Raw genomic sequence first — 22,450 nt, forward strand, 5'->3', positions numbered from 1 at the left:
TTTTGTTTCGTGGTAACGGGGGTGCATGATGCATAAAATTATGCATGATTTTCTAATTACAAATTAGTTATTTACTAGCTGATTTCCATTAAAAATAAAAAATCACATCTAATCTAACAGATTTTTACACTTTAAGGCATAAAAAACGCCTGATGTTTTCACATCAGGCGTTGGCTTATCAAAATCTTCTGATAAAAATCAATGCATCCTCTTCAGATACTTATACAAATCACTGTTTGTGGATAGAATAACCTGAGTTTCTTTATCCAAAGTTTTTTCAAAAGTTTCCAACGATTTAAGGAAAGCGTAGAGTTCACGTGCAGCATTACTTCGATTGTAGGCTGCGGTATATATGGCTGCAGCCTCAGCATCGGCTCTTCCCATGATCTCTTCGGCCTGACGAAATGCTACCGACTGAATGGTTTGCAACTCCCGCTCTTTCTCGCCATTGATGACCGATGCCTCTCCCTGTCCTTCAGAACGAAATTCATCGGCAATACGCATCCGCTCACTGATCATCCGATTATAGACCTGCTCTCGTACTTCAGGAACATAATTGATCCGCTTGATCTTGAAATCGAGGATTTCAAGACCCAACTCGCGTGCCTGCTCATTGGCCGATTCACGAATCATTCGTTGAATGCGATCCCGACCTACTTCAATATGCATCAAAGAGTCACCGATCATATCACCAATAATTCCTGACGAAACAGGCTCCCGATTACTGGTTCTTACTGCCTCTTCGAGATTATGACTGGCAATAAAGTCCCTCGTTTCACCATCCAAAATATCGGCTAATCGGGACATCGCGCTTCGTTCGTTTGTAAAACGAATGAAGTATCTCAGTGGATCAACAATTTGCCATCTTGCGTAAGTATCAACGAAAATAAATTTTTTGTCCTTAGTAGGAATTTGGTTTGGATCACCGTCCCATTCCAAAAACCGTTTTTCAATAAAATTTGTTTTTTGAATAAACGGGACTTTAAATTTTAATCCGGGCGTAGTAATGGCCTCGCCTACCGGCCGGCCAAATTGGGTAACAACCACCTGTTGGGTTTCATTTACCACATAAGCACTTTGCGATACAACCACCACCAGGATAACAGCTGCTACTATTAAGTATATTAAATTCTTTTGCATGATTCACTCAGTTTAATTAGATTCTTTTTTCTGACCTTGACTTAATTGCATCTGCAACAATGGAATGACATTGTTGCCATCCTGATCGGTGATGATTTTGTTCCCCATTTGAGGAATCACTCTTTGCATGGTTTCAAGATAAATACGCCGCTTGGTAATCTCCGGGGCACGCATGTATTCATCAAACAACAGATTAAAACGGGCAGACTCACCCTGAGCATTGTTCACACGGGCCGTTGCATAACCTTCTGCTCTTTGAATGGTCTCCTGCGCCTGTCCGCGCGCTCTTGGAATAACCCGGTTGTATTCAGCTTTGGCCTGATTGATTAAAGTCTCCCTCTCCTGCTGAGCCTGATTTACGGCATTAAATGCGGGTTTAACCGGATCGGGTGGATTTACATCCTGTAAAACCACTTGTTCAATGCGAAGACCCAATGAATACTCGTCCACCAGACCTTGAATCAAATCTCGAACAGTATGTGCAACTTCTGTTCGTCCGACGGTAAGAACTTCGTTTACAGTTCTATCGCCAACAATCTGGCGCATGGAAGATTCTGAAATATCTCTCAAAGTACTTTCAGGATTTCGCACCATAAATAGATAATTGAAAGGATCCTGAATTCGATATTGCACTACCCACTCCACGTCGGCGAGGTTAAGGTCACCGGTAAGCATTAAAGATTCATCGGATGTTCCCCTTTTAGTGTACTCCGAGCGCACATCTGAGGATACTGTCCGAAACCCAAATTCCTGTTTCTGTTGACGTTCAACCGGAACTTTTACCAACTTCTCCACAAACGGCATTTTAAAGTTAAGGCCGGGGCTTACAAGACGTTCAAATTTCCCAAACCGGGTGATGACTCCAACCTCTTCCGAAGCTATCTGAAATATCATATTCCAGGCCAGTACGGCCAACAAAACAATCCCCGCCAAACGGGGAATGTTGCCAAAAATGTCCTTCACAAAGGGAGGAACATCAAACTCACTGTGTTGATTCATAAATTATATTAGTATAAAATTTAAATTACTTTTTCTTTGAAAGCTTTTTGAGAAACGCTCTTACAGCCTCCACCGTTTCGAGTTTATAGGCAGCGTTGGTATGTTTAATACCAACTTTTACGGTAATAGCCGTCTCGGGTAACTCTTTGAACAGGAACTCATCGGTCCAGTCATCTCCAATTCCCATAATAAAATCGGCATTCATATTAAGCAGAAAACTATTGGCTGCTGCACCTTTATTGATGCCACCGGTTTTCACCTCAACCACTTTGTTTCCTTCCATAATTTCGAGATTGTGATTGGCCACCAACTCAGTAAGTTCGTCCCTTAGCTCTTTTGCACGAAGTTCACCCAGCTCAGCTTCCGCTCGACGGAAATGCCATACCAGTGAGTAGTTTTTCTCCTCTAAAAACGATCCGGGCGTACGATCAACATAACTCTCCAATACAGGACGTATGGTAGGCATCCACGAATTGGATGCGTTGGTGAGCATATTCCAGTCTTCACCTATTCTACGCAGCCATACTCCATGTTCGCAAATCAGATTAACTTGATGTCCTTCAAACCATTTTGAAAGCGTCTCTTTATCACGTCCACTAATAATAGTGACAATATTCTTTTCCGATTCGGTTAGTTCATCAATAAGCTTTTTCAGTTCAGCATCGGGTTGAACCTCTTGCGGATCGGCTTTAAAACCGGTAAGAGTCCCATCGTAATCCAAAAAGATGGCGCGTTTTCCTGCGTTTTCAAATTTATCGATGATGGATTTTCCAACTTCCGGAGTAATTTTCTTGGCAAGAAAATCCTTTTGAATTTTATTTACCCGTTGTAGAGACCCAACAAACTCCTTTGCCCATTTAAAAACATCATATCGCTTTAATCGCTCCTGCATGGTAGCGAGTCGTTTTCTTTGTTCATCCACCGGCATTTCCAATGCTTGAAGAATTGCCTTTTCTGTCTGATTCTCATCGTTGGGATTAATAATTATTGCCTCTCCCATCTCTTTCACCACACCGGCCATTTCGCTCAGCACCATGACCCCGGTTTTGTTAATTCTTGATGCCACATACTCCTTGGCCACCAGATTCATACCATCTCGAACCGGCGTAATCAGAGCCACATCACACATGCTGTATAGTTCTACTAAATTCTGAAAAGGCATGGTGCGATAAAAATACCAAACCGGGGTGTAGTTTATATTACCATAAAGTCCATTTATGCTTCCCACAAGTTCTTCTACTTCACTGCGCAAACGTTGATAGTGTATTACATTGTTTCGTGAAGGTACTGAAAGCAAAATCAGGGTAACCTTTCCACGGTATTCGGGATGATTCTCCAGAAAACGTCCAAAAGCACGCAGCCTGTTCGGAATCCCTTTGGAATAATCGAGCCTGTCGATAGACAACACCAGCTTCCGGTCAGGATCCATCAGGAAATATTTTTCCAGTTCCCGATGCACTTCGGAACGTTCCTTAAGCGGGGTTTGGTTGATTTTTATAGCAGCATCTTCAAATTTCTTATAATCAATTCCCATAGGGAATGCATCGGCAAGAATAATGCGATCATCAATGTGAATTTCGTTAAACGTAATCTCATATCCGAATAAACGACGAACGCTGCTGAGAAAATGTCGCTCATAATCATAGGTATGAAATCCGATCAGATCGGCTCCTAACAACCCTTTGAGCAATTCATCCCGCCAGGGGAGAATTCTGAATACTTCATAGGATGGAAATGGAATATGCAAAAAATAACCGATGGTGATGTTCGGCTTCTTGCTTTTAATCATTTCCGGAACCAACATCAATTGGTAATCATGTACCCAAACATAATCACCATCATCAATCACTTCAAGAGTTTTGTGGGCAAATATTTGATTTACTTTCACATATGCATCCCAGAACTCCGCATGAAAGTCCACATATTGAGCAAAATAATGAAACAAAGGCCAGATGGTATTATTACAAAACCCTTCATAAAACTCCTCGACCTCATGATTGCTCAAATGCACCGAAACACACCCTTCTTTTTCCAGCAAAGCATCAATTCGGGCTAAATCTGCGGGCGATTGGCTATCAGAAGCAACACCGGGCCATCCTATCCAATTTCCGTTATATTCTTTATAAACGGAATTCATCCCGGTAGCAAGACCTCCTACACTGGGAGTTAACAAAGGGCTACCATCAACAAAATCAACACTATAAGGTAATCGGTTTGAAACAATATGGAGTTTCTTCATAATAAATAAAAATTTTGAGGATTATTCTAAATTCCACCTTTATTGCATGCGCAAACTGAACTCTGCAACCTTCAGGTATTGACTAATTATAAACAAGTTAAAACATCAATTTATGTTTGATTTAAATCATTTATAATCTCTTAATAAACCCAAACGTCGTTCTCATTCGTTTAAAGAGAAATGGATTTACTTCTGGTAAAACGCCATTACAGCTGGAAAAACCATTGAGTATAACTGAAGTCAAAAATTTTCTAAAAAATTTTTGAGTGGTCTTACTTTTAACAAATCAACCGCTAATCCGGTTTAGTTTATAGAAAGATTAATCCGGTTTCTAACAAAGATAAAAAAAAGTAGGACTTTTTTGCTCAAAACAGAGATAAATTCCTGATTTTTGATGATGCAAAAGTAAATAGTTATTTAATTGAATACTGAAATTTTGACAGCGCGTATGAAGCAATTGTGTGAAAAGGATCTGAACTATGGAATTATTGGTAACTGCAGAAGTGGTGCTTTGGTTTCCGACAAAGGAAGTATCGATTGGTTATGTTTGCCAAAGTTTGATTCTGCCTCAGTTTTTGGAAAAATTCTTGATGATAAAAATGGTGGAAGTTTTGAAATAATCACTGAAACGGAATCCCGCATCATTCAAACTTACGATGGGAACACGAACATTTTAATTACCAGGTTTCATTGTGAAGATGGAGTTTTTGAGGTACACGACTTCATGCCACGATATAAACTGGATAATGGACAATACTACACACCACCCGATTTAATTCGATTTTTTAAACACGTTGAGGGAGCACCCAAGTTCCGGATAAAGTTTAATCCAAGACTCGAGTATGGCAGGTTTGATACGAAAATTCAGATTTATGACAAATATGTAAAGGCGCAAACCACCAAGGGTAATTACGATTCGATGTACCTTTACACCAGCATGAACAATTCGGATGTGGCTTGTCAGCAACTCATTACGCTTTATCGTGATGAGTTTATCCTGGTGAGTTACAACCAGAAACTGCTGAAACAAACCATGGAACGTTCCTATATGAAATTGATGAGAACAAAAGCCTACTGGCTTACATGGTCCAACCGAACAACGCATTACGGAAAATACAATGACATCATTGATCGCAGCGCATTGGTTTTAAAACTTCTAAGCTACCAGAAAACCGGCGCAGTGTTGGCCGCTCTTACCACCTCCCTTCCTGAAACCATTGGCGAAGTCCGCAACTGGGATTACCGCTTTTGCTGGATCAGGGATGCTTCCATGGTCATAAAAATCATGTCTGACCTGGATCACCACAAACTTGCCAACCGATACCTGAATTTCATAACCCATTTATTGCCTGAGAAAGATGAAAAAATACAGATAATGTATGGCATTAATGGGGAGAAAAAGCTGACGGAATTTGAACTGGATCATCTCGAAGGTTATTGTGGCAGCAAACCGGTAAGAATTGGAAACGCAGCATACAAACAAAAGCAAAACGATATCTACGGCATCCTGATGGATGTGATTTACCAGCATTTCCACCTTTTTTCGGTAACGTTGGAACATAGCGAAGAGCTCTGGACCATCACCAGAAATATGGTGCGATCCGTGCAAAGGAACTGGCACAAACCTGACAAAGGGATTTGGGAAATGCGGCAAAACAACAAGCACTTTACCTTTAGTAAAGTGCTGTGCTGGGTGGCCATTGACAGGGCAGTAAAAATTGCCTCGCTACTTCAACAAAACAAACAAGTTGATGAATGGCTTCCTCTGCGAGATAAAATAAAAGCCGACATCATGGAAAATGCCTGGTCGGAAGAGAAACAATCATTTACACAGGCTTATGGGCATGAAGATTTGGATGCATCGGTTCTGTTGATGGAAACCTATGGGTTTATGTCACCTCAGGATCCAAAATATGTAAGTACAGTCCTGGCTATTCAAAAAGAACTTGAGCACAAAGACTTGATGTACAGATACAAAAACAAAGATGATTTTGGTGAACCATCTTCGGCTTTCACCATTTGCTCTTTTTGGCTGATAAAAAGTTTGTATATGATTGGAAGAAAAGAGGAAGCCATTGAGAAGTTTGAGAAGCTTCTCTCCTACTCTAATCACCTGGGGCTTTTTAGTGAAGATCTGGATTTTGAAACCAAACGACTGCTCGGAAATTTTCCCCAGGCATACTCTCATCTGGCATTAATTGAAACAGCCATGATCCTTGGTGGAGGCCAATTGAGCAGAGAGGAGATTTTATTGCAAATGTTGCATTAAATCTTTAACAGGTTAAAAAGTTCAAAGTTTGAGGTTTGAAGTTCAATGTTATAAGTTTAATGTTTTAGGTTGGGGAGTTTAATGTTGATGGTTTGTGGTTCTGGTGAAAATGAGTTGTGCGGTTGGAGTTCCGCTTTTAGGGCGGTAAAGTTTAAGGTTGGAGGTTTAAGGTTATAAGTTTAAAGTTGAGGGTTTATGTTAAACATTGAACCTGAAACTTTAAACCTAAAACTTCCTGTCTCCGATTCTCCTTTCCCACCCTGTCACCTTGTTACCCTTCCGATTTCCGTTAAATGTCTTATGTGCATTAAAAATCAACCACAACGTTCAAAAAGGTTTACACAATGTTTTCTTTGTGTGCTTTGTGCATTCTTAGTGTCCATGGTGGTTAGGTTTGCGGTTTGAAGTTCTGATAACTAATCACTGAATCAGCAACCAATTGGCTAACATATCATACTGTCGTGCATTTTCCGACATCCAAACCATAACTTCTGAGGGATATCGACTATAGGCAGTATGCATGGCCAGTGGCATAGAAAAGTTGAGCCGTGCTACTTGCGCAAAAAAGTCAGAATAAAAAACCCACAGAGCATCTTCGGAGGTTACATCTGCAAGCTGCAAACTTTGAAGTAATGCATTGGTCTGATTTACATACCAATTGGCACGGGACTCATCATCAACCAACCTCTTGTCGGGCAATTCCGGCACAAAAGGGACTGAAAAGCCGCGGCTCACATTGCTGTGCCGCGAAATACTTGCCGATGATGCAGCCCAGGAGTCATATAACCTTTCAAGAACACGAACCAGCTCAGCACTTTCAGGAGTGTCATGATGCAACATGAGGTAGTATAACAATGGCAATGCTGCTTTTAAATTTTCACCTCTTCGGTGCATCTGTTCCCCAAGCAAAAGATGCGCCGGAGCAAATCCAGGCTCTGCGTGAATGGATTTCAACAAAAGGCGTTCTCCTTCTTCTTTGTCAAATGGGATAAGCACTCGTCCGGCATGAAACAGTAACAGATAATCTCCAGGAAAAAGGTCTAACCCCTGCTCCATCCAACGATTTCGCTGGCGCACATTTCCCAATTGCTCATGAGCCAAAAATCCGGCCAGATAAGCATCCTGCGATGGGTTGGTTCGGTCTCTTCGGGCATCAACAGCTTTTTCCAGCGCTCTTTGAGCATCTCCCTGCAGAATATAGGCCAAAGCCAACCCACCAAGAACCTCTCCATCATTCAAACCAAGCAAGGTGGCCTGATTTAAATAAACCATTGCCGAATCAACCTTGCCTGCCTGTAAAAAATCCAAACCGCGGAGTTTGTATTCAAATCCTCCCACTTGACTAATGCCGGGTTGTGAAACCACTCCCAACAATAAAAAACTTAAAATAAGAATCTTCATATTTGATGATGTAATAATCATTAATTTTTCATAATTGTAATGTCAAACATAGATTCCCCCTTGAGAAACCGGGGAAACATGCAAAACAAACTATTCCCATTGAAGTGAAACCCGGTTTTAATATAAACCTGATTTTCAATCCTAATGTACACGAATCGTGCCACCTTTGCTGTGTCCTGCAAATTCAGGCGCATAATAACAAGAAACCCTAATTGGCCCCTGAACGGCCTCTCCTCTGTGTGACACGGTAACTTCCCATGTTAAGGTGTATCGTCCTTTGGGTAGATGATCGATAAATAATGATGAGCCTGCATCTGTCACCGACATGTAATAACCTAACCCCGACTGATAGCGGTAGCCCGAAAATAAATCCACCGGCTCCAGATTGGCTGCACGTGGTGCATCCACGTGCACAAAATCCAATGCTTGGGGGGTTTCAACCACCAAACGATTCATCAATCGGTCGCCCGGTTGCAAAATGGTGTTATTATTCACCGTATGCCACTCTTCCTGCCCATCTTCCAAAGACCGTTTGTAAACATAGCTCCTGACATCCAAAAATCCGCCGGCTTCAACCCTATCCATCGACTCAAAATAACTTACATGCATGGATGCAAAAGATGGATTGTCGGACTGCTTATGGATTTCTATTGCTGTGGATTTTGCATTTATACTTTTGCCGTGTAAATGATAATTAAAATATCCCGTACCTGATTCCACCTTTGGTGGAACCAGCTCCTCTCCCCCAACCAAAACCTTATCCGGCTGCGTTATTGCAAACAAATCCCGGTCTGAAGCGGACAAAGCATAAACTGCTGAAACCGTGGCTCGGGTCGTTGGCCACGATTGGGTGCGTTTTTGCTGAATCAGCCAATTTTCCAATCCCGGTAAAGCTTCTGATTTGGGATCCATTTCCCGGATGGCTTCCATTGCTACAACGTGCGTTTCAACAGGTGCCTGATACCAATATGGCCCATGTGGCAAACGGAAATGGAGGGTTTGATTTTCTCCTTTTATCATTCTTTCTTGAACAGATGTCAGAAACTTTTGAGCTTTAGTTTCAAATCCTGACCTATTCAATATAACAGCCGCATAAGACAGATTTGAAACCGGATTGCGAGGAAGTTCTTCCCGCATTTTTTCTATCCAGAACTGAACATCCTGATGCTTTAAAGCATCAGGTGTAAAACTAAGCGCATACAACTTTCCTATAACTGAAATAGAAATATCTGAGATATGTCCCCTTTCCCTCATCTCCCTTAGATGCTCAATCAGCCATTGATTGGCTTTATTAACCATCGTTTCTAACTCATCTGACACATCAATGTTTTGCTTATGCAGATATCCCAATCCTGATAAAATATTAACAGTGGTTTGCTCTGACGGCCGCATGCCACTGAACCACGGCCAGGCACCATTGTCAAGTTGTAGCTCTTTCAATAATAAAATAGCCTCACTGATTTCAGTCTCCAGATGTCCGTCCCTAACCATCGCCGCAAAGTAGCGGCGGCGCTCTGTTTCATTTTGAGCTTGTGTTAACCAGGGGGTTGCGGTTAGCAGGGTCGATTTCAATTCCGGATTGCGTTCCATGGCTGAAAGCAAAGCATCCTCATCACCTTCCAATTCAGCAGCCCATGCTTTTATCACCCGCTCAATGGGTGGGTGTTGTCTCAGGACTTCTCTGGCCACCGATGCTGCAAAAAGTCGGTTAAAAACCTGATCGGCACTCTCAACAGGGCGTTCCATCAACCATGGTAGCACACTCAGCACCTCCCATGCAGCATTTTGGGTGTAGGTAAATGTAAAACGCTCAAAGTTTCTGTTTTCAGTATCATTAATTACAGCCATTTCCATTGTATGAACACCGGAATTGGTGAGCATAACCGGTTTGGTTTCGGTCACAAGCGTACGGGATAATCGCACCGGAATGATGTGCCTTTCGCCGTCTGAAACTTCACCGGAAACGACAGAAACAGAAACTTCCAATGCTTTGACGCGCTTGGGAACTTTCACCCGCCAACTAACCGGCACTGATTGAGTGGCATTGACTTGCCAATTGCTTGCTGATTCTCCAACTAAATCTATCTTTTCTCCAGAAATGGCATCCTTGATCTCCAACCGGGCAATCCCCTCCATCCATTCCGAACTGTTGTTCAGCACATTGGCTGCAAACACCAATTCATCGCCTTCGGTAACTATGCGGGGCAAATTGGGAACCACCATCAAATCCAATACCGTGGTGACAAACGCCTCGGTGGTGGCATAAACTCCATCTTTCCGATGCGCCAATGCCATAAACCTCCATCGGGTGAGGGATTCAGGCATTTTAAAATCGAACCTTGCAATACCCTCACTATTGGTTTCTAGGTGAGGAAGGAAAAAGGCGGTCTCTTTTAGATCCCGGCGCAGCTGCAATGATGGCGCAGCAGGAGCAGGCGGAGGAGGAACTGTGACCTCCTCTTGTCTGGTCATTGGGATGATTTCTTCTACAGAATCATCTACAATATTTAAAGCGGCTCCTTGTTTCAGTTGAGAATCTGAACCAGCTGCACGCATAAAAAGTATATTGTGTGACGAACCAATAATCTCTTCCCAAAAGAAACGTGGGTATGGTTTCTGAGTAATTCCACGATGCCAGATGTACATTCGTCCATCGATGCGCGACAGTGATGAGCTCTGCCATTGCCATTTACTAACAGGACGATGGAAAGATGGAACATTCAGATTTAGAGAATTGGGCTGATATGCGTCCAAAGAGGCGTCGTACATCAGAGCCAGCAATTCAGTTTGTACAGGTTGCCCGGTTCCATCGGTCAACTTTAAAGTCCAGGAATTATCTTCTCCGGGCGACAGTTCCTCCTTAAATTCACTTAATTCAAGGTTGAGCTGATCTTCGGGCTTCAGCACATTCAGATTTAGCTCTTTGGAATAAGATCTGTTATTATAAAACAGAACTGCCTGAATCAAAACATGTCCTGCCATCTCTTCAGTGACGCGAAAAGCAGCCTGTTGCCATGCTTTGTTTAAATGATACTCCTCATCAATAACAATCCCGGCCTCGGTAGCTGCCAACAACTTTACACGTGCAGATTCCAAACCTGTACCAATTAAAAAAGAGGCCGTTTCACCGGGTTTCAAAACCCTGTTGCTCAGATTTACCAATGTGAGAGCCTCTCCCAAATCGTAAGGTTTTTCATTGGGATTAACCACAAAAAAACTGGAAGAAACCGTTAATGTATCCCCTGAAACATCCGGAACCATCATGGAAATTCGGTACTGTCCGGGTTCAGGCTTTTGAGGCCAGTTGATGGCAATATTCTGTAATCCGAAAACATCTGTCCGTCCATTTATCACCAGATAATCAACAGCCTGCTCTGTTTTTTTTTCTAAAGAAAAAAACTTCTGCGAATCACAATACATAAGCGTATCGGGATCACCCCAAAGCCTGTCAGGAAGAACAAACTCATCCACAATCATTTTCTCAATTTTATACAGAACCTCCGATTTCACCTGTTCTCCGGAGTAATTCCTGACCTCAAACTGAGGCCTGAACTCTTTGAGTTCATCAGCCAAATACCATGGCTTTGTTGTTACATTAGCACGTACACCGTTTTTACCTAAAAGAACAGATTGCGAGCCGGTTTGGGTTTCGTCATTGCTATCCGTTACACTTATTTCAACCTGGTACCGAAACCAACCTCCGTGTAAATCTTTTTTTTCTCCGTCCGTATTGAATTTCACCAATACCACTCCGTTATCATCAGTTTTTCCGGTTCCGGCAGCAATTTGAGTCTCATAAACATTCGGGAAACGCCAGACAAAATAGCTGTATCTGGTCACTGTCCAGTTAACCAAAGCATCGTTTAATGGTAATCCGGTGAGGGTATTGGCCTTTGCGACCAATGATATGGAGTCGCCTATCACCGCAATATCGTCATGGGGTTCAACGACCACTTCAAAACGGGGACGTTTATATTCCTCCACGCTAAATGATTTGTGTCCATAGGCCGACCCCAAACTAAAACTTCCTGTTAGTGTGCCTCTTGGCAATAAAAACTTGCCGGATACCGAGCCATAATTATTGGTTACAAAATATTGTGATGCCACTTCCTGTCCGTTTACATCGCGCAAAAACACCTGTACGCGCTCATTGGCAACAGCATTGACAACGCCATCCCGGTTTTCAAGCATTACCCCTTTAAAATGGACAAACTGCCCCGGACGATATATCTGGCGATCAGTAAAAATCGAAAATTGTGTTCGTGCAGAAATTCGACGCTGCGACTGAGAAGAGAAATATCTTGAGTCTCTGAGGAAAAATACATCATCATCCTTTTGAATAACCAGTCTTATTGTATTATCTGCATATTCGTCTTCATGAAGTGTTACTCGCCCCTTTTCATTGGCAAAAAAGACCTCCTTATTTTGTTGGTTTCGACCTGAAGTTCGATGCCGATAAACCATGACACCGGCGTTTTTAACCGGTTGACCGTTTGAGCGGTCAACCACAGAAATCAAAAGGCCTTCTTCCCGAACATGCTCACTGTAAGCAAGATTCGACACCAGAAATGGAGCAATATGAAACAACTCATTCTTTGTCAGATTTTGATGGTCGATTGGTTCATTGGATACAACCAGACAGTAATAACCTGCATCTTCTCCTTCCGAAAACTTAAACTCGGCGATACGCTCCCTGAAATCACCAAAATCGGGCAGAGCAACTTTTCCAGTATACAACGGCTTCTTCTCCCCAATCTGTTTCATTACATTCTGCCTATCATCAAAACGCGCTGAAGCAAAATCCGGCATATCCAAACGGAACAATCCCGTATAAAGGGTATCGATGTTCTTATATCGCAGGGCATATAAAACGGGCTTTTGAGGTATCACAACAGACTCAACCAACAGCTGAAGCGAGGGCTTCAAAATTTCCTTTTCCAAATTGCCTGCCAGCAATGCACCTTCGCTCTCAGGCCAGGCTGCAATGGCTCTCCGAATAAGTTCCAGTGCCTCACCATAGTAGTTTCTTTCGTCATCTTCAAATTCATTAATATTTGCCTGAGTCGCCAAAAAGGTGGCATGTTGGTACAAAACGGAAGAGTAAACTTCCGCACCTACCGACTCAGAAGCAAGATGTTTCAGAGCCTGTTCATATTTTCGATAACCATCAATACCCGAAAACTTATCATACATCAGCCGCAAACGTAATAAATCCACATCGGCCAAAGCCTCTGCATCACCTGCATTCATCCTGAACCTTAACCATTCCTGTAAAATTTGCAGCGCCATTACAGCCGCTTCGCTATGATGCTTCTCATCTATTGTAGCACAAATAAACTGTTCCCGATGATTTAGCAAAAAGTCATCCGAAAAAGAATAGAATCCGGAACCGGGCAACTCAAACAAAGCATCACTCAAGAGTTGTTCAACTAATCTATTGGCCAGCAAATCGTACACGGTAGGTCGCAAATGCAATTTCTCCTTATCACCTTTCAACAAAGCATCATAATTTATTGATGGCTCAGAAGCCAGAGCTTCACGGTTTTCCATTGAAGACAAGTAGTGATGTATGGCTAAACGGGAAATTTCTGAGGCACTCATCTCTACCAATTGAGATGCAGAAGTTTCAGCAAGTGGTTGCTGAAGTAACCTCCACCTGTTTTGCATATAAAACTGGTGATACAAATCGCCAAGAATACTGTGCACCATCTGTTTGGCCGGCATCCACAGATTGACTAAATCCGACTCAAGCTCTGCAATGGTTTCTTCCAACGCATTATCATAAACCTGCTGCTTCAATTGAAATCTTAAAACAATTGCCTTGATGTAATCCTCTGTGCTTCGTTGTTCATGACTCTGTTTTACAATTTCATTCACCACCTCCAGGGTGGATTGTGGCCTGTTTAAATTTTTAAGGGAATCAGTATGATGCCATAGTTCGGAAAAATCTGCATGAAAAATGGTATCGGAAGTTCTGCAACCAACTGAAATCCCGATTGTAATAGAGAGTAAAAATATAATTTTATGCATGGAATTAATACAATTACTAAAAGATCACTATTGTAATGAATTTTAATGACTTAATATTATAAAATAAAAAGAGATATTTCTACAAAATTCAAGATAATAATTCCAGATGGAATAGATCAAAACCCCACTCACATAATATCCAAATGTATAATACCATTTTATCAAAGATTTAGAAATGGATGGTGATGCATTCTGAAACTTTTTTACTCCTTTTATAAAACTTATTCATATATTTGTAACCATTGTGTAAGGTTTAACAATTTGGTTACATGAAAGATTATTTAACATTATCTGAAGCATCAGAAATTATAGGTAAAAGTAAGGAAACTTTACGAAGATGGGATAAAGAAGGTATTCTAAACGCTGTTCGTGAGCCTGTTTCCAACTACAGAGTTTATCGAAAGTCAGATGTGCAAAATTTATTAGGCAGTCTTTTTAATGATGTTATTGAAGATGATGTTTCAAATTGCGTTGAACCTGAAAACGAATACTCAGTTTTAGAATTATTTGCCGGAGCAGGTGGTTTAGCCATAGGTTTAGAGAAAGCAGGTTTAAAGTGCGTTGCACTAAACGAAATTGACAAATGGGCATGTGAAACACTTCGAAAAAACAGACCAAACTGGAATGTATTAGAAGGAGACATTAGAGAGTTCAACTTTTCCGATTATAAGAATAAGGTTGATGTTGTTACAGGTGGTTTTCCATGCCAGGCATTTAGTTATGCAGGAAAAAAATTAGGCTTGAATGATGCCAGAGGAACCCTTTTTTACGAATTCGCAAGAGTAGTTCAGGAGGTTAAACCAGCTATATGCATTGGAGAAAATGTTCGTGGCCTTATAAGCCACGAAAAAGGAAAAACCCTAAATGGAATGATTTCAATTCTTAATGAAATTGGTTATAACGTAGCTCCGGTACAAGTGATGAAAGCGATAAATTACAGAGTGCCGCAAAAGAGAGAGAGATTGATACTTGTTGGTGTTAGAAAAGATATTGACATTGAGTTTGAATATCCAAAACCACACAGAAAAATATACAATTTAGCGGATGCTCTAAAAAAAGGAGAACTATACGAATGTGATGTGCCCAAGTCAAAAGGAGCCAACTATCCTGATTATAAAAAAAAGGTACTTGATTTAGTTCCACAAAAAGGCTACTGGCGTGATTTGCCCTTAGATATTCAAAAGGATTATATGGGAGGAAGCTTTTATCTTGGAGGTGGAAAAACCGGAATGGCTCGAAGAATAGGTTGGGACGAACCATCTTTAACGTTAACATGTAGTCCTGCGCAAAAACAAACAGAGAGATGTCATCCTGATGAAACCAGACCTTTTACAGTTAGAGAATACGCAAGAATTCAGACATTCCCGGATGATTGGCAATTTGCCGGCTCATTGGCTCAACAATACAAACAGATAGGGAATGCCGTACCTGTAAACCTTGCAAAAGAAGTTGGTCATTCAGTCGTTAAACTTCTGAATGAGTTCTATAAATCATCAAAACCAAGATAATAACTATAATTTTCGAATGTAATCTGGTCAAGTATTGAGCGATTTGTTATGTCAGTTTCATTCTTAATTTCAGAAAGCGCAGAATTTATAGGTATAAACTGCTCCTCCTCAACTCTTTTCAGAAAGTCATCAATGGCACACGGCAATGCTTTATACAATTCGAAAAGCGCATTTTCTCTTCCCGTAAGAAGCGCATAGAATTGATCTCCAGAGATCTTAAATACCCGGCTATGGCTATACTCTTTGCCATTTATATCTCCTTTCCAATGTTCGTTGAAACTGCCTTTAGCTAATATTTGAACCCAATAACATTTAGCGTGTTTATAATCATCTGCATAACGTGCTAATTTTTGAAAAAGGGCTTCGGAAGCACTGCTATTCATTGTATTGTGTTTGTTCTTAATATCAGCAAACAAGGTATTATCGGAAGCTTTTATGTCAAAACCACTCAATTTTCCAATTTCGAAACCTTCAATTTCCCCAAGCACTTGTTCATGAAAAGTTCCAATAGAATTATTAATAGATTTATCAATTTGACGCAGTATTTCGGTTTCAATTATGCTTTCTTCATCAAGGTTATTGAATTTGGCATCAAAAGTTAGTTTTATGGTATCGATTTTATTATTATAAAACTTCTTTTTGGATATTTTGGCCTTGGCTCTTAAATAGGAACCGTATAAGTTTTCAATACATTTTAATAAATGCTCATCGGAGATAAATTCAACATACTTATTTTGCATAATTGAGTAAAAAGAGGTTTTCTACAAATATAGAAATATTTTCTAATTTTCAATATCTTACGAAAACACCGGCACCATACCTTCTGGGTGCATTTTGATAAAAGAGCAAAAAGGGGAGCCAATCGGCTCCCCTTTTTCAAGTAAATCTCTAAAACAAATAGCAAAATCAATCAACATCTTCCCTGTGTAGAATTTTCACATCCAAAGTGGTGAAAACCTGGTAGCCATCTTCATTGGTTACATATATATGAAAATGGTAATCACCATGGTCATGTACCTTATCATCCTGATTTTTTACCGGAAAGTTTAGAACTTTCTCAAATGTATATTCACGCTGATTAGGTAACGAATGGATCCAGGCTTTGGAAAAAGGATGAATAGCCTCTTTTCGATCATCCATTTGGCATGTGATGTTATCGCCATGACTGTGATGATTAAAATTATTATGGATGTCCATGCTTAAATTGCCCAACTCATTCTTATCGGTCAACTTTAAACGAAAGATAAAATCTTCGCCGTAATAGATGGTATCACATGGAAACGGCAATAGTATTTCAACTTTTGGTGCTTCAGCCTCTGTATCTGAGTCTTTCACACAGGCAGAAACAAAAAGTATAGAAATCAAACTTACAAAAATCAAGCGCTTCATTAAGGATTCTATTTTTTATTATTACAATATTACTCTTCAGTAGGTGCAACCAGAAAGATGATGGTATCTACATCAGTAGTATTACCATATTCATCAAATACGATAACTTCTACATGATACTCTCCAAGAGGTGCATCTTCAGGAATTGCAATATGCTTGTGAATCGAAGCATTTCGTGTATTGAAAAACTTAGGGTCATTTTCAAACATTTCATCAATGATCTTGTATTCATCATCAGGATCACCACTCTCAGGGTGATCATGGATTTCAATGTGATATGCTACCAATCGGCCATCATTTCTGGAACGGGCATCAAAATCCACGATAATCTCCGCACCAGGTTCTTTTACTATGGTATTACCTGCACCATAATGCAATCCGGCACTAAAATTGGTGATCTCAGGTGGAGTGGATGTATCATCATCGTCGCTACAGGCAGCGAAAACAAATAGAGATAAAAACAATAATCCGAACAATTTAACTGACAACTTCATAATCTTAAAAATTTTAATCCTGCTCATGCAGGGTTTGGTTAAACTTAAACTATTTAAAAAGGTATATTTACAAATAACTGAACATCGCGTCCCGGCTCCGGGATGCGCATTCTTCGGTAAAAACTGATGTGATTAAAGTATTGCTCATCTAATAAATTTCGCACAGTCAAACGCATATTAACCTCCTGTTTGCCAAAAGCAACCGTGGAGCGGGCATTGAAATTATATATTCGATACCCCGGTGTATTCAATTCATTTGGTACAGTCATATTCTGATCGGCCACAGTCAATGCTTCCAGCCCAACGCTGCTGCGTTTAAATACATTTCCATCGTTAAACAGATAGTTAACACCAACTACAGCGGAAAAAGGCGGCGTAAAAGGTAAAGGTCGCTCCAGCTCAAGGTTAACCGCGTAAACATATTCCGCTGTAGCATTAAACTGAAAACGGCGCCAATTGTAGTCCAGACTTATTTCACCGCCGGTAAGAAGTGCCTCTGTTTCTCGGTATTCATAAACCTGTCCTTCGGGTCGCAATACAGGAGTCGGGTTCAGGAACAGATAATTGGTAAAATAGTTGGCAAAAGGAGAGACTGAAAACTCCAAATCACCAATGCGTTTATCCCATCCGGCATCAATCTGCCAGGCTTGTTCAGGAGAAATGTTCAGGTCTCCCCTTTCGAAACGCCCCTCATGACGGTGTAAACCGTAAGCACCGAGTTCATAAGCCGAGGGAACTCTGTAGCTCTTACCAACATGCAATTTCCAGATGGTATTGTTGTCCGGCAAATGATTTACTCCTAGGGAAAAAGATGACCCATTGAAATTTTTATTGAAATCGGGATTAAACACTGCTTCACCATAGGCAGGGTCAGGATTGAGCGACTCCTCCATTTCAAATCGGTTAAAATCGACCCTTGCTCCGGCGTTAAACATCCATTGATGTGAAAACTCATATTTGTATAACATGCCGGTACCAACAGAAATCCGGTTGTAATGCGGTAAAATATGGCTGTAGCCGTCGGTAGTGTGGTAATGATATTGCGAATTCAGAACAAAATCGATGGTGTGATTTTCGTAACTTCGGATGGAATACAAAAAGTTGGCACTTATATTATGAAGTTTCAACAGTAGTTCAAGGTTATCTTTATCACGGTAATAGATTAAATCTTCGTATCTGTTTCCTGTTCTGTCGAACAGGAAACTATGCTCTGCCGATTCATTGTACTGGTATCCCAATGCCACCCGAAAACGATTTTCACCAATAGCTACATTGGTAAAATGGTTCACCGAATAGTTATCCACCTTCTGATAAGGAATCCTTATGTCACGTCTGTTTTTGGCATGTGCAGCACGCTGATCTTCATATTGAAGCCCCACATAATCGAAAAACCCGGTTTTATTGGAGTAGTAGCTCATATCAAAATAGCTTGTTCCCCATGGTTTTACAATTCCCGTGGTTAATGAAGCAGCATTTTCGCGACCTGCGGTGTTGTAAACCTGATCTCCCAAGGGAACCCGATGTGACGCTTCTGCGGCACTGACAGGTGCCGGCAGCACAAAATCCCCTGTTTCAGGAATTTTAAAATCTCCAAAATTATTATGAGTAAATCCGGTATGAAAGTAGAAATCTCCAGTGCGGCCACTTACGGATGCAGCTCCACCAATCCATTCAGTATTGGTTTTTCCGGTAAGTGAAACATTTCCGCTCACCTCTCCCTCCTGAGGAATTGGAGCCGGTAAAATATTTATAACTCCACCAATGGCATCCGAACCGTATTGTAAGGATGCCGGGCCTTTTATGATTTCAATCTGATGAACTCCCTGCTGATCGATGGCCAACCCGCTGTGACTGTTCCATTGCTGTCCTTCGTGTTTGATGCCGTTTTCAGCAACCACAACCCGATAAAACCCAAGCCCCCGAATGACCGGCTTAGATATGCCCGAACCCACATCCATTGAATTAACTCCCGGTACACGTTGCAATGTTTGCATCAATGAGCCGGAGTAATTATTGAATAGGAAATCCTGATTTATCACTTCAACGGCCACACTCTCAGAACGTCGTCGGGTATCTCGCTGACTACTCACTACCTGAACTTCATTCAGCAGGTATTCAGATGGTTTTAATCGAATGGTTATGAAAGATTCCGCAACGTTACTCTCCAAATTATAAGTAACAGCCTCATATCCCAATGATGAAGCCACCAACTCATGGTTTTCAATTGGCAAATTGCTGATCTCAAAACTACCATTGCCATCGGTAACAGCACCCATTGACCCTCCATTGATAACAACATTGGCTCCGGGAACAGGATTGTTGTTCTCATCCAACACAATCCCTTTTACCGACAAACCGTAATCATTGCCGTAAATGCTACTGCACACTAACAGAAACAGGAATGTCAATATCTTTGCGGGATTAACTATCATATTCAGACAAGCTATGCTTTAATTTGGTTGACCTAAAACAACAGCAAAAATATATCTACCGTTCAGACCTCACAATCCCCATTAATGGGGGTTTTAAAAACTGAACCAAATTTCTACCGCCCTATCTTTAAGCGCCTTACATGTCTCGACGAAAATTTATACCTAAAAATAGGGATTAAGAAAACTAAAAACTGATATTCAGGCTTTTAGGTACTCGTTTCTTTTTTTATTAAAAGGAGAATGCACTAATGAATATCATAATCCTTCATCTTAACAATAGATCGTTAGTCCCGATGCATTGGGATTAGAAATTTAGACATAGACATAGACAAATACTTAATTACAAGCAAATTACTTACTTAGCGTATGATTATATATACCTTAAAATCAGCTAAATATAAAAGCTTAACGAACTATTATCTTAAAAGTCAAATCAATATTAATTATGTTGATAAAAAAACAGCATAATCTGTCAACACATCTGGGTAAGTATAGCCAAAAAAGTAATTCAACAAATCACTATAATTCTACTATAGCAAAAAAACAGAGAATTATCAGTATTTTTGAAATCAATTAAAACCATTAGCAACCAGTTAAATATTAAACCAACCATGAAAAGCGCTAAACTAGATTTAATTGTTGTTATTTTAACAACAATGACAGGATTCTTATGCTTTCCGGCCTTAGGAGAATCCTTTTCCATAACCTACCATTTAAATGGTGGTGAGAATCATCCGGAAAACCCGGAAACATTTCTTACCGATGTTTTGCCACTCTCTTTGGAAAATCCTAAAAAATCCGGCTACAATTTTGAAGGATGGTATAATAACCAATTATATAACGGAGAGCCTTTAACAGAGTTAAATGAGCCAACCGACATTGAGTTATGGGCTAAATGGAGCGATGCCATAGTTTATCAAATTAATTATAGAAACGCTGAGGGAACCACTCACGATAATCCCACTACTTTTACCGTAAACGATCTGCCCATACAATTAAATAGTGCTTCTAAACAAGGATTCTCTTTTAAAGGATGGGTAAAAGATAAAGCTGCAGACTATATAGCATATTACAAATTTAACGGAAACACAAATGATGAAACCGGTAATTATAATGCCACCAATCACGGGGCAGTTTTAACAACCGGCATTACAAGCGAGCCGAATAGTGCATATTATTTTGACGGAGGTGTTAGATACATCGATACCAATACAAATTTCAATTTTACTGATGCCTTTTCTTTCAGCTTTTGGACAAAACTTGAGAGCTATGGACCTGCCAGTCAGGCAGGGATTTTGGTTGTTCAGGGAGCAAACTACGGAAACGAAAACACCGCAAACGACTTTTCCATAAGCAGCAATATCCATGAAGGTGGAAGAATTGTTTTTGGCATAAAAGACGGCGGAGTTACAGCTTCAACAAACGTGCCCCTTAACACTTGGCTACATGTTGTTGCTACCTGGGAAAAAGGCGTAGAAAGAAGCCTATACATCAATGGAGAACTAAAAAGTACAGGAAACTCACCCGGAGGAATTTCATACCACAACAACTTAACATGCCGATTTGGAGCCTGGAACTGGGATGGATGGCACGAAAAACATCAAATGCAGGGCAAACTTGATTTAATGCGAATATACGACTATGCACTCTCTCCCGCGCAAATCACAATCATTAACCATTTAGAACAAGGATTATGGGTTGATGAAGGAAATATTGAGTTGATTACAGAAGTGGGAGACATTGAACTAACTGCTGCATTTGAAATAGCAACAAACGTTGATCAATTAAAAAAGGATAACAAAACGGTCATCTACCCAAATCCCGCATCAGATCAGCTAAATATAGAAACAGAAAGAAGTAATGTTGTAACAACGTTTATAATATTGAATTCACAAGGCATAACCATGCTAACAGGCGAATTCATGAGTAAAACCTCCATTAATATATCACAGCTTGAACAGGGAATATATTACATAAAACTTAGCTCTGAAGATGAGTCTGAAGTTCTTAAATTTATTAAGAAATAGGTTTATAGTATAAGTTGATTCCTAAAACAACAGACACTTTTAATATAAGAATGAGGCTGTCTAAAAAGTCTGTTAATAATATTCAATACTTAGAATTTGTAAAACAACCTCGCTTTGACCCCTCCAAACCTCCCCCAAGTGGGAGGCTTAAAGTCCCCCTTGGGGGATTTAGGGGTGAATTATTAACGTGTAATTTACGATTTGAAAGTTAAGGAAAATTTAAATTTACTTTTTAGACAGCCTCATATTTTCTTTGTAAAAGCATATCTACCATTTTCATGAGTTTTAGCCCATACATACAAATATGAAGCTCATTCTTTGATTAAAATAATTGCACACCATCGGAGTGCTTTTATCATTATGAAAATTGAGATTCTATCAACATTTACCACCTACGGCGGAGTTATTCAGTGTTCCCAAAAGGTTCGGAAATTGTTTCATTCCGGCTTCGCCATGTGAAACTCCGCATCGCTACGAAACCACTCAACCATCGACTATACACTCTCCCTTAATCTAAGAACC

The 22,450-nt window shown here is 40.5% G+C and carries 12 protein-coding genes; 3 read left to right on the forward strand and 9 right to left on the reverse strand.

Annotation, left to right across the window (positions count from 1 at the left end; genetic code table 11):
• Nucleotides 1-198 precede the first annotated feature (198 nt).
• Genes hflC through B5X70_RS11680 form a run of 3 tightly spaced genes read right to left on the reverse strand, consistent with a single transcriptional unit; the run spans nt 199 to nt 4,378 of the window.
• Nucleotides 199-1,140, reverse strand: a complete 942-nt coding sequence (hflC, locus tag B5X70_RS11670) for a protease modulator HflC (RefSeq protein WP_079558085.1) — start codon at nt 1,138-1,140, stop codon at nt 199-201.
• A gap of 12 nt (nt 1,141-1,152) precedes the next feature.
• A complete protein-coding gene (gene hflK / locus B5X70_RS11675; protein WP_079558086.1) occupies nt 1,153-2,139 on the reverse strand; it encodes an FtsH protease activity modulator HflK in 987 nt (328 codons plus the stop codon).
• Nucleotides 2,140-2,164: 25 nt separating this feature from the next.
• Complete coding sequence (locus B5X70_RS11680; protein ID WP_079558087.1) at nt 2,165-4,378, reverse strand: bifunctional alpha,alpha-trehalose-phosphate synthase (UDP-forming)/trehalose-phosphatase; 2,214 nt, start codon at nt 4,376-4,378, stop codon at nt 2,165-2,167.
• 448 nt (nt 4,379-4,826) lie between these two features.
• Here B5X70_RS11680 and B5X70_RS11685 point away from each other — a divergent pair, with 448 nt between their 5' ends.
• Nucleotides 4,827-6,647 (forward strand): glycoside hydrolase family 15 protein, encoded by a 1,821-nt coding sequence (locus B5X70_RS11685; protein WP_079558088.1) that lies wholly within the window; start codon nt 4,827-4,829, stop codon nt 6,645-6,647.
• Nucleotides 6,648-7,067: 420 nt separating this feature from the next.
• Here the strand turns inward: B5X70_RS11685 and B5X70_RS11690 are convergent, their stop codons facing one another.
• The gene (locus tag B5X70_RS11690) at nt 7,068-8,048 is read right to left on the reverse strand and encodes a tetratricopeptide repeat protein (protein ID WP_143255073.1); all 981 of its coding nucleotides are present in this window, start codon (nt 8,046-8,048) and stop codon (nt 7,068-7,070) included.
• A gap of 141 nt (nt 8,049-8,189) precedes the next feature.
• A complete protein-coding gene (locus B5X70_RS11695; RefSeq protein ID WP_079558090.1) occupies nt 8,190-14,078 on the reverse strand; it encodes an alpha-2-macroglobulin family protein in 5,889 nt (1,962 codons plus the stop codon).
• Nucleotides 14,079-14,347: 269 nt separating this feature from the next.
• On the opposite strand from B5X70_RS11695, the gene dcm reads away from it, so the two are divergent.
• On the forward strand, nt 14,348-15,586 hold the full coding sequence (gene dcm, locus B5X70_RS11700; protein ID WP_079558091.1) for a DNA (cytosine-5-)-methyltransferase: 1,239 nt from the start codon (nt 14,348-14,350) through the stop codon (nt 15,584-15,586).
• Here dcm and B5X70_RS11705 read toward each other — a convergent pair.
• The 4 genes from B5X70_RS11705 to B5X70_RS11720 all read right to left on the reverse strand — a co-directional run bounded on the left by B5X70_RS11705 (nt 15,562) and on the right by B5X70_RS11720 (nt 19,901).
• A complete protein-coding gene (locus tag B5X70_RS11705) occupies nt 15,562-16,326 on the reverse strand; it encodes an Eco47II family restriction endonuclease (RefSeq protein ID WP_079558092.1) in 765 nt (254 codons plus the stop codon). The genes dcm and B5X70_RS11705 overlap by 25 nt on opposite strands.
• A 166-nt stretch (nt 16,327-16,492) precedes the next feature.
• Nucleotides 16,493-16,975, reverse strand: a complete 483-nt coding sequence (locus B5X70_RS11710) for a DUF4625 domain-containing protein (protein ID WP_079558093.1) — start codon at nt 16,973-16,975, stop codon at nt 16,493-16,495.
• 29 nt (nt 16,976-17,004) lie between these two features.
• The gene (locus tag B5X70_RS11715) at nt 17,005-17,469 is read right to left on the reverse strand and encodes a DUF4625 domain-containing protein (protein ID WP_157666443.1); all 465 of its coding nucleotides are present in this window, start codon (nt 17,467-17,469) and stop codon (nt 17,005-17,007) included.
• 53 nt (nt 17,470-17,522) lie between these two features.
• Nucleotides 17,523-19,901 carry a TonB-dependent receptor gene (locus B5X70_RS11720; protein ID WP_079558095.1) on the reverse strand — a complete coding sequence of 793 codons (2,379 nt, stop codon included), beginning with the start codon at nt 19,899-19,901 and terminating at the stop codon, nt 17,523-17,525.
• Nucleotides 19,902-20,512: 611 nt separating this feature from the next.
• Here B5X70_RS11720 and B5X70_RS11725 point away from each other — a divergent pair.
• Nucleotides 20,513-21,928 (forward strand): LamG-like jellyroll fold domain-containing protein, encoded by a 1,416-nt coding sequence (locus tag B5X70_RS11725; protein ID WP_079558096.1) that lies wholly within the window; start codon nt 20,513-20,515, stop codon nt 21,926-21,928.
• Nucleotides 21,929-22,450: the final 522 nt, after the last annotated feature.

Origin of the sequence: Alkalitalea saponilacus (assembly GCF_900168165.1) — a bacterium.
Lineage (GTDB): Bacteria > Bacteroidota > Bacteroidia > Bacteroidales > Marinilabiliaceae > Natronoflexus > Natronoflexus saponilacus.

What these genes read in the sequence shown, in the direction of transcription:
- B5X70_RS11685 (WP_079558088.1), top strand. Translation starts at nt 4,827, where the DNA reads ATGAAGCAATTGTGTGAAAAGGATCTGAACTATGGAATTATTGGTAAC.
- dcm (WP_079558091.1), top strand. Translation starts at nt 14,348, where the DNA reads ATGAAAGATTATTTAACATTATCTGAAGCATCAGAAATTATAGGTAAA.
- B5X70_RS11680 (WP_079558087.1), bottom strand. Translation starts at nt 4,378, where the DNA reads ATGAAGAAACTCCATATTGTTTCAAACCGATTACCTTATAGTGTTGAT.
- hflK (WP_079558086.1), bottom strand. Translation starts at nt 2,139, where the DNA reads ATGAATCAACACAGTGAGTTTGATGTTCCTCCCTTTGTGAAGGACATT.
- B5X70_RS11705 (WP_079558092.1), bottom strand. Translation starts at nt 16,326, where the DNA reads ATGCAAAATAAGTATGTTGAATTTATCTCCGATGAGCATTTATTAAAA.
- hflC (WP_079558085.1), bottom strand. Translation starts at nt 1,140, where the DNA reads ATGCAAAAGAATTTAATATACTTAATAGTAGCAGCTGTTATCCTGGTG.
- B5X70_RS11710 (WP_079558093.1), bottom strand. Translation starts at nt 16,975, where the DNA reads ATGAAGCGCTTGATTTTTGTAAGTTTGATTTCTATACTTTTTGTTTCT.
- B5X70_RS11725 (WP_079558096.1), top strand. Translation starts at nt 20,513, where the DNA reads ATGAAAAGCGCTAAACTAGATTTAATTGTTGTTATTTTAACAACAATG.
- B5X70_RS11690 (WP_143255073.1), bottom strand. Translation starts at nt 8,048, where the DNA reads ATGAAGATTCTTATTTTAAGTTTTTTATTGTTGGGAGTGGTTTCACAA.
- B5X70_RS11695 (WP_079558090.1), bottom strand. Translation starts at nt 14,078, where the DNA reads ATGCATAAAATTATATTTTTACTCTCTATTACAATCGGGATTTCAGTT.
- B5X70_RS11715 (WP_157666443.1), bottom strand. Translation starts at nt 17,469, where the DNA reads ATGAAGTTGTCAGTTAAATTGTTCGGATTATTGTTTTTATCTCTATTT.
- B5X70_RS11720 (WP_079558095.1), bottom strand. Translation starts at nt 19,901, where the DNA reads ATGATAGTTAATCCCGCAAAGATATTGACATTCCTGTTTCTGTTAGTG.